The sequence below is a fragment of the Streptomyces ipomoeae 91-03 genome (assembly GCF_000317595.1).
Classification (GTDB): Bacteria; Actinomycetota; Actinomycetes; order Streptomycetales; family Streptomycetaceae; genus Streptomyces; species Streptomyces ipomoeae.
On the sequence record NZ_AEJC01000216.1, the window covers coordinates 1 to 7405 of the forward strand.

Genomic DNA, 7405 nt, shown 5'->3' on the forward strand with positions numbered 1-7405 from the left:
GCACGAGCACCAAGGACGTGCTCGGTGTCACGGCTGACGGCACGGCCCGCCTCGACAGCGTCGCCCTCGACGGTTCCGTCACCACCGCCGAGGGCGATCTCCCGCTCGGCGGCCTCAACCAGTACGCCCTGCCGGTGGGTTCCGTCGGGGCGTTCACCTCGGGCTGGGGCACCGTCTCCCGGATGCGGTCCGTGTGCGGCACGGACACGGACCGGGCGGCGCCGTGCAGCACCGACACGCGCGAGGTGCTGGTGCGGGACGGCCGGGTGGTCAGCTCCGCCGACGCCCCGGGCAGCGGCGCCATCACCTCGGGTACGACGGTCCTCGTCGGCCGGGAGGCGGGCGCCCAGTGGCTGCGCAAGCTCTCCCCCGGCGACTCGGTCAAGGTACGGCACCGCCTGGTGGCCTCGTCGACGAGAACCCCGTACTCCTTCGCGCTGGGCGGCTACCCGGTCCTCCGCGGCGGCCGACCCCTGCCCGGCCTCGACGACACGACCTCGGCGGTACGCACGGCGGCGGGCATCGCCGACAGCGGCCGAAAGCTCCTGCTGCTCGCCCTGGACGGCGCCACCGCCTACCGCACCGGCCTGACCATCGCCGAAGTGGCGGCCGTCATGCGGAAGTTGGGCTCCACCGACGCCTTCAGTCTGGACGGCGGCGGTTCCTCCACCCTGGTGGCCCGCGCGCCGGGCGCAAGCGCCGTCACCGTCAGGAACCACCCCACCGACGGCACCGAACGCCCGGTACCGAACGGCATCGGCGTCTTCACGAAGCCCCGGCGCTGACAGCGACGGGGGCGCGGATGCCCTCACCCCGCCGCTCATGGGTTCAGGCTGCTCACGATGTCCGCCGTAGCCGTGAGGCCGCTGTCGATGGTGGGGGCCAGGCTTGTGGTGGCCATGGAGAAGCCGAGCAGAACACAGACGGCGGCGTGTGAGATCTTCAGTGATCCGTTGCGCAAAAAGATCACCGCAAGGGTCGCGAGCAACAGCACCACAGAGATGGAAATGGCCATCGTCAACCTCCTCCGCCACGCCCACTTCGCGGCATTCGGCCGTAAGTGTGGCGCAGCGGAGGGTTCGTCCGGGTGGCTGACGTGTCCGCCGAACGTGTGGTGTCCGGCCCTGGTGTCCGCGCCCGGTGTCTACGCCGGCCTGTGGGCGTCCAGAAATGCCTCCAGGCCCGCGAGGTCGTCCGTGTTCAGGTAGTCGACGCCGGCGGCGACCAGTTCGCCCCACAGCGCGTCCCGGGCGGGACCCGGCAGGTCGGGCGTGGCCCAGAACCGCACCTGCTGCCCGCGCCCGTGCGCGGTCGAGACGATGCCGCGCAGCTTGGCGCGCTCGGCGTCCGGGAACGCCCCGACGCCCTGCCAGGTGAAGTTGAGCGTCCAGTTGTCGCTGATCAGCGGGATGAAGGAGGGGGGCGCGGGCGTCGTGGCGACGAGGTCGGCGAGCCTGCCGTCGTAGAAGGCGTGCCGCACGCTCTGCGTCTCCATGGGGACGCGGGCGGCCCGGTCGCCCGAGATCACGGCGGTCACCGCGCCGGGGCGCACCCGGCCGTGCGCGTACGTCGTGAACAGGTGCTTGTGGCGCCGCAGCTGGCGGTCGAGTTCGAGGTACGTGGACGAGCCCTCGGTCTTGATGTCGATGAGCAGTTGCAGCGGCCGACGGTGCCCCCGGTACACCGAACCGTGGTTGGCGCGGACGCGCGCGGCGAGCGGGTCGAGGTAGAGGGATTCGAGGGTGCGGGCGGGGTCGAGGTCGACGGGGTCGTGGGCGACGAGGAGTTGACCGTCGACGAGGAAGATGTCGACCTCGACGCTGCCGAACCGGTGGTCGAGCGCGTCGAGGAGAGGGCGCGGGTGCTCGTAGTCGTTGTGGGCGTGAGCGCGCCGCAGCGGGCGCGGACGGTACCCGCCCTCCCGCGCCGAGGCGCCGGTGGCGGGCAGGACGACCGGGGCCGCGAGGGCGGCGCCGAGGGTGGTGAGGGCTCTGCGACGGGTGGTGAGGGCCATGCTCTGCCTCCCGGGTGGGGCCGGTTGTGGACTCACGCGAGTATGCGAGCCGGAAGGGGGTGAAGAGCAGTGCCGTGTGGGGAGTTGGCCGGACCGCCGTCGTACGTTCACTTGGGCGGCCGTTCCCGCATGGGAAAGCCCACCCCAGGTGGGGCGGGCTTTCCCTGTGCTTCTCCAGGTGTATGTCAGGGAGCGCGCAGGTCGACCAGTTCGGCCAGTGCCTGGCGGTGGGCGCCCGCCGTGCCGTATGCGATCGAGTCGGCCTTGGCCCGCTTCAGGTAGAGGTGGATCGGGTGCTCCCAGGTCATGCCGATCCCGCCGTGCAGTTGCAGCGCCTCCTCGGCCGCGTGGACGGCGACGGGGGCCGCGTAGGCCTGAACGACGGCGACCGCCACGGCCGTCTCCTCGCCGTACTCGCCCTTCGCCAGGGCGTCGGCCGCGTTGCGGGCGGCGGCCCGCAGGTTGACGACCTCCAGCCACAGCTGGGCGAGCCGGTGCTTGAGCGCCTGGAAGCCGCCGACGGGCCGGTTGAACTGCTTGCGCTCCTTCAGATAGCGGACCGTCTCCGTCAACGCCCAGTCGGCGACGCCCAGTTGCTCGGAGGCGAGCAGACCGGCCCCGGCGCGCAGGGCCCGGCGCACGGCGGGTTCGGCGTCGCCGAGGAGCCGTCCCGGCGCGCCGTCGAGGGCGACCTTCGCCACCGGGCGGGTCAGGTCCAGGGACACCTGGGGGGTGATCGTGGCGGCGGAGGCGTCCACCGCGTACAGGCCGCCGTCGTCGGCGGGCACCAGCAGCACATCGGCGACGGCCGCGTCCGCGATGCCGGTCAACTCGCCGTGCAGGCCGCCGTTCTCGAACCGTACGACGCCGTAGGCGCTGTCGGCGGGGACGTTCAGCGCGACCGCGAGGGCGCCGATCCGGCGTCCGGCGGCGAGGTCGGCGAGCAGGTCGGTGGCAAGGGGGGTCCCCTCGGTCGAGCGAAGTCGAGACTGGGGGAAGGCGAGCAGGGCCTCGGTGGCGACGACCGCGCTCGTCAGGTACGGCACCGGTGCGACCGCGCGCCCCAACTCCTCCAGTACGACGGCGGCTTCGCGGTGCGTGGCGCCCTGGCCGCCGTACTCCTCGGGGACCAGCAGCCCGGCGAGGCCCATGCCGTCGGCGAGCAGCTTCCACAGTTCACGGTCGTGCGGGGCGTCCGACTCGATGCGGGCGATGACTCGGGGGGCGTCGCAGTGGTCGGTGAGCAGATCGCGGACGGCGGCGCGGAGGGCTTCTTCCTCCTCCGAGTACAGCAGGTCCGGCTGTGCGCGCGGCGTTGTCCGTGTGCTCATCGGGCCAGGTCCTTCCACGCGACGTCCTTGTCGGTGCGCGGCTCGGCGGGCAGGCCCAGGACGCGCTCGGCGACGATGTTCAGCAGGACCTCGGTGGTCCCGCCCTCGATGCTGTTGCCCTTGGAGCGGAGATAGCGGTAGCCGGCGTCGCGGCCGACGAAGTCGACCAGTTCGGGGCGGCGCATGGTCCAGTCGTCGTACAGCAGGCCCTCCTCGCCGCGGAGTTCGACCTCCAGGCCGCTGATCTCCTGGTTGAGGCGGGCGAAGGCGAGCTTCATACCGGCGCCCTCGGGGCCGGGTTGTCCGGCGACGAGTTGCTGGCGCAGCCGCTCACCGGTGAGCCGGGCGACCTCGGCCTCGACCCACAGCTTGAGCAGCCGCTGGTGGAGGTCGTGGGTGCGCAGTTCGGGGCGTTCGCGCCAGGTCCGGGAGACCGGGCCGATCATGCCGCCCTCGCGGGGCAGTCGCATACCGCCGATGGCGACGCGTTCGTTGTTCAGCGTGGTCTGCGCGACCTTCCAGCCGTCACCGATCTCGCCGAGCCGGCGCGAGTCGGGGATGCGGACGTCCGTGAGGAAGACCTCGTTGAACTCGGCCTCGCCGGTGACCTGCCTGAGCGGCCGGACCTCGACGCCCGGGTCGGTCATGTCGCAGATGAAGTAGGTGATGCCGCGGTGCTTGGGCACGTCCGGATCGGTGCGGGCGATGAGGATGGCCCAGCGGGCGAGATGGGCGCTGGACGTCCACACCTTCTGCCCGTTGACGACCCAGTCTCCCCCGCTCTCCCGCACGGCCCGGGTCCCGAGCGCGGCCAGGTCGGAGCCGGCGCCGGGCTCGCTGAAGAGCTGGCACCACACCTCCTCGCCGGTCCACAGCGGCCGCAGATACCGCCGTTTCTGCTCCTCCGTGCCGAAGGCGAGGATGGTCGGCGCGGCCATGCCGAGGCCGATGCCGATACGGCGCGGGTCGTTGTCGGGGGCGCCCTCGACCTCCAGGTCGGCGTCCACGACGGCCTGGAGGGAGCGCGGGGCGCCGAGTCCGCCGAGGCCCTCGGGGTAGTGCACCCAGGCGAGCCCGGCGTCGAAGCGGGCGCGCAGAAAGTCCAGCCGGTCAGTGGTGGCCGGCGGGTGCGCGGCCAGCAACTCGGCCGTACGGCGCCGAAGTTCCGTCGCGTCGGTCATGCGGCGGCTCCGTTCTCCGGAGTGGGCAGCACGATGACCCGGCCGGTGGTGACACCGTCCGCGACCCGCTGTACGGCTGCGGCGGCGCCGTCCAGCGGTACGCGCTCGCTGACCAGCGGCCTGACGACGCCCCGGGCGGCCAGTTCGGTGAGCTGCTCGTGGCAGTGCTGGACCAGCTTGGGGTTCTTGGTGTTGTACAGGCCCCAGTGCAGGCCGAGGATCGAGTAGTTCTTCACCAGGGCGTGGTTGAGGCCGGGGCTCGGGATCGTCCCGCCGGCGAAGCCGACGACCACGATGCGCCCCTCGAAGGCGACGACCTTGGTCGACTGCGTGTAGGCCTCGCCGCCCACGGGGTCGTAGATCACATCGGCGCCCCGGCCCTTGGTGGCGTCCTTCACGGCGGCGACGACGTCCTCGCTCCGCCGGTCGACCACCACGTCACAGCCCCGCTCCCGGGCCACGGCGGCCTTGTCGGCGCCGCCCACGACGCCGATGACGGTCGCCCCGGCCGCCTTGCCGAGCTGTACGGCCGCGCTGCCGACCCCTCCGGCGGCGGCGTGGACGAGCAGTGTCTCCCCGGCCTCCAGCCGGGCCCGCCGGTGCAGACCGAACCAGCCCGTCTGGTAGCCGATGTGCAGCGCGGCGGCCTCGGCGTCGTCCAGCGCCTCCGGTGCGGGCAGCAGGGCGGCGGCGTCCGCGACGGCGTACTCGGCGAAGCCGCCGTACGGCAGCGCGGGGTTGGCGATGACCCGGCGGCCGTCCTCGGTCTCGCCGCAGATCTCCACGCCGGGCGTGAACGGCAGCGGCGGCCGGACCTGGTAGTGGCCCCGGCACATGAGGACATCCGGGAAGTTGATATTCGCGGCGCGCACCTTCAGCAGGACCTGGCCGTCACCGGGCGTGGGCCGCTCCGCCTCCTGGAGCCGCATCACCTCGCTCGGCTCGCCGTTCTCGTGCACGTGCCATGCCTGCATGCGGTGCCTCCACGGGACTGCTGTGTCCGACCGGGGTGCCTGGCCCGGAGCCGTATCCGACCGGGGTCGACTGACGAGTGGCATACTAAGCGGTCGCTTGCCATCAGGGAACACTCCGCCGGGGAACTGGAACAGACGGAACACTCCGTCCGGGAGCGGGAACAGACGGAACACTCCGTCCGGGAACAGTCGGCGTCAGTCGTCCGCCCCACGGCGTGCCGGTCGCGCCCGCACATGCATCCGCTCCCCCTGCGGCCCGAACAGGCTCAGAAACTCCGCCGGCCCCTCCCCCGTCGACCCGAACCAGTGCGGCACCCGTGTGTCGAACTCGGCCGCCTCCCCCGCCCCCAGCACCACATCATGCTCCCCGAGCACGACCCGCAGCCTGCCCGACAGCACGTACAGCCACTCGTACCCCTCGTGGGTGCGCGGCTCCGGCTCCTCCTTCCGTTGCGGCACCAGCACCTTGAACGCCTGGAGGCCACCGGGCTGCCGGGTGAGCGGCCAGAAGGTACGCCCATGCCGTACGAGGGGCTTGAGCCGCACCCGGGGATCGCCGACCGGCGGAGCACCGACCAACTCGTCCAACGCCACCTGGTGCGCCCGCGCGATCGGCAGCAACAGCTCCAGGCTCGGCTTGCGCAGCCCCGACTCCAGCCGGGAGAGCGTGCTCACGGAGATGCCGGTCACTTCCGACAGTGCGCCGAGCGTCAGCTCCCGCTCCTTCCGGAGCCGCCGCAGCCTCGGACCGACCTCGGCGAGAACGTCGTCAGTAGTCATGACCGCATTGCAGAACCGGCAAGAAAGTTTGTCAATCCGGCAGGCTCCGGGCGACCGTCTCCATGGAGGTGGTCACCATGACCGAGCAGTACGGCATGACCGACCCGTACGGCATGACCGACCCGTACGACATGAGCGCCCCGTACGAAGTGATCGTGATCGGCGGCGGCGCGGCCGGGCTCTCCGCCGCCCTGGTCCTCGGCCGGGCCCGGCGCCGCACCCTGGTCGTCGACGCGGGAGAGCCCCGCAACGCGCCCGCCGCCCATATGCAGGGCTATCTGTCGCGCGACGGGATGTCACCGGCGGAGTTCCTGACCGCGGGCAGGGAGGAGATCGCCCGCTACGGCGTGGAACTCGTCCGGGGCCGGGCGATGGACGCCACCCGGGATGACGACGGCCACCACTTCACCGTGACCCTCGCGGACGGCCGCACCCCGCGCGCCCGTCGGCTCGTCGTCGCCACCGGCCTGAAGGACGAACTCCCGCCCGTCCCCGGCATCGCCGAACGCTTCGGGCGGGACGTCCTGCACTGCCCGTACTGCCACGGCTGGGAGGTCCTCGACGAGCCCTTCGGCGTACTCGCCACGTCCCCCCTGAGCGTCCACCAGGCCCTGATGGTCTCCCAGTGGTCCAAGGACGTGACCCTGTTCCTGCACACCGTCCCCGAGAACGCCCTGTCCGACGACGACCGACGCCGGCTGGCCGCCGCCGGGGTCGAGGTGGTGCCCGGGGAGGTGGCGGGCCTGGTGGTCGAGAAGGATCGGCTCAGCGGGGTACGGCTCGCGGACGGCACCGCGTACGACCGCTCGGTGCTGTTCGTGGCGCCCCGGGCCGTGCCGCAGACCGGTCTGCTGGAGAGGCTGGGCGCCGAGCTGAACGAGACCCCGTTCGGTGCCTACCCGGTGGTCGACGCGACCGGCCTGACCACCGTCCCCGGCGTCTGGGCCGCCGGCAACGCGATGGGCTTCGCCGAACAGGTGATCAACGCGGCATCCGCCGGCTACCGAGCCGGGGCCACGATCAACGGAGAGCTGCTGATGACGGACCTGGACTCTTGAGGGGCGCGGGGCTGTGTGGATTTGCGGCTCCGCCGCGTGGGCGCGAGCAACCACACACCACCCGCAC

At 72.2% G+C, this 7405-nt stretch carries 8 protein-coding genes; 2 read left to right on the forward strand and 6 right to left on the reverse strand.

The annotated features are described in order from the left end of the window. Positions 1–785, forward strand: a 785-nt coding sequence (locus tag STRIP9103_RS14350) for a phosphodiester glycosidase family protein (protein WP_009310406.1), incomplete at its 5' end; no start/stop codon positions are given. A 35-nt stretch (positions 786–820) separates the two neighbouring features. Here STRIP9103_RS14350 and STRIP9103_RS14355 read toward each other — a convergent pair. The 6 genes from STRIP9103_RS14355 to STRIP9103_RS14380 all read right to left on the reverse strand — a co-directional run bounded on the left by STRIP9103_RS14355 (position 821) and on the right by STRIP9103_RS14380 (position 6280). Then, positions 821–1015, reverse strand: a complete 195-nt coding sequence (locus tag STRIP9103_RS14355; RefSeq protein ID WP_009310404.1) for a hypothetical protein — start codon at positions 1013–1015, stop codon at positions 821–823. Positions 1016–1144: 129 nt separating this feature from the next. Then, positions 1145–2014, reverse strand: a complete 870-nt coding sequence (locus STRIP9103_RS14360) for a phosphatidylinositol-specific phospholipase C/glycerophosphodiester phosphodiesterase family protein (RefSeq protein WP_009310414.1) — start codon at positions 2012–2014, stop codon at positions 1145–1147. A gap of 185 nt (positions 2015–2199) precedes the next feature. After that, on the reverse strand, positions 2200–3345 hold the full coding sequence (locus tag STRIP9103_RS14365; RefSeq protein WP_009310410.1) for an acyl-CoA dehydrogenase family protein: 1146 nt from the start codon (positions 3343–3345) through the stop codon (positions 2200–2202). Then, positions 3342–4526 (reverse strand): acyl-CoA dehydrogenase family protein, encoded by a 1185-nt coding sequence (locus STRIP9103_RS14370; RefSeq protein ID WP_009310408.1) that lies wholly within the window; start codon positions 4524–4526, stop codon positions 3342–3344. The genes STRIP9103_RS14365 and STRIP9103_RS14370 overlap by 4 nt, the downstream gene beginning before the upstream one ends. Continuing rightward, complete coding sequence (locus STRIP9103_RS14375) at positions 4523–5500, reverse strand: NADPH:quinone oxidoreductase family protein (RefSeq protein ID WP_009310403.1); 978 nt, start codon at positions 5498–5500, stop codon at positions 4523–4525. Before STRIP9103_RS14375 ends, STRIP9103_RS14370 begins: the two co-directional genes overlap by 4 nt. A gap of 195 nt (positions 5501–5695) precedes the next feature. After that, positions 5696–6280: a helix-turn-helix domain-containing protein gene (locus STRIP9103_RS14380; protein WP_009310407.1), complete on the reverse strand. Its 585-nt coding sequence runs from the start codon at positions 6278–6280 to the stop codon at positions 5696–5698. 77 nt (positions 6281–6357) lie between these two features. Here STRIP9103_RS14380 and STRIP9103_RS14385 point away from each other — a divergent pair, with 77 nt between their 5' ends. Beyond that, positions 6358–7338 carry an NAD(P)/FAD-dependent oxidoreductase gene (locus STRIP9103_RS14385; RefSeq protein WP_009310412.1) on the forward strand — a complete coding sequence of 327 codons (981 nt, stop codon included), beginning with the start codon at positions 6358–6360 and terminating at the stop codon, positions 7336–7338. Positions 7339–7405: the final 67 nt, after the last annotated feature.

Bases quoted from the DNA above. Each gene is read 5' to 3' on its own strand.
- STRIP9103_RS14365 (WP_009310410.1), bottom strand. From the start codon at position 3,345: ATGAGCACACGGACAACGCCGCGCGCACAGCCGGACCTGCTGTACTCG.
- STRIP9103_RS14370 (WP_009310408.1), bottom strand. From the start codon at position 4,526: ATGACCGACGCGACGGAACTTCGGCGCCGTACGGCCGAGTTGCTGGCC.
- STRIP9103_RS14380 (WP_009310407.1), bottom strand. From the start codon at position 6,280: ATGACTACTGACGACGTTCTCGCCGAGGTCGGTCCGAGGCTGCGGCGG.
- STRIP9103_RS14375 (WP_009310403.1), bottom strand. From the start codon at position 5,500: ATGCAGGCATGGCACGTGCACGAGAACGGCGAGCCGAGCGAGGTGATG.
- STRIP9103_RS14385 (WP_009310412.1), top strand. From the start codon at position 6,358: ATGACCGAGCAGTACGGCATGACCGACCCGTACGGCATGACCGACCCG.
- STRIP9103_RS14355 (WP_009310404.1), bottom strand. From the start codon at position 1,015: ATGGCCATTTCCATCTCTGTGGTGCTGTTGCTCGCGACCCTTGCGGTG.
- STRIP9103_RS14360 (WP_009310414.1), bottom strand. From the start codon at position 2,014: ATGGCCCTCACCACCCGTCGCAGAGCCCTCACCACCCTCGGCGCCGCC.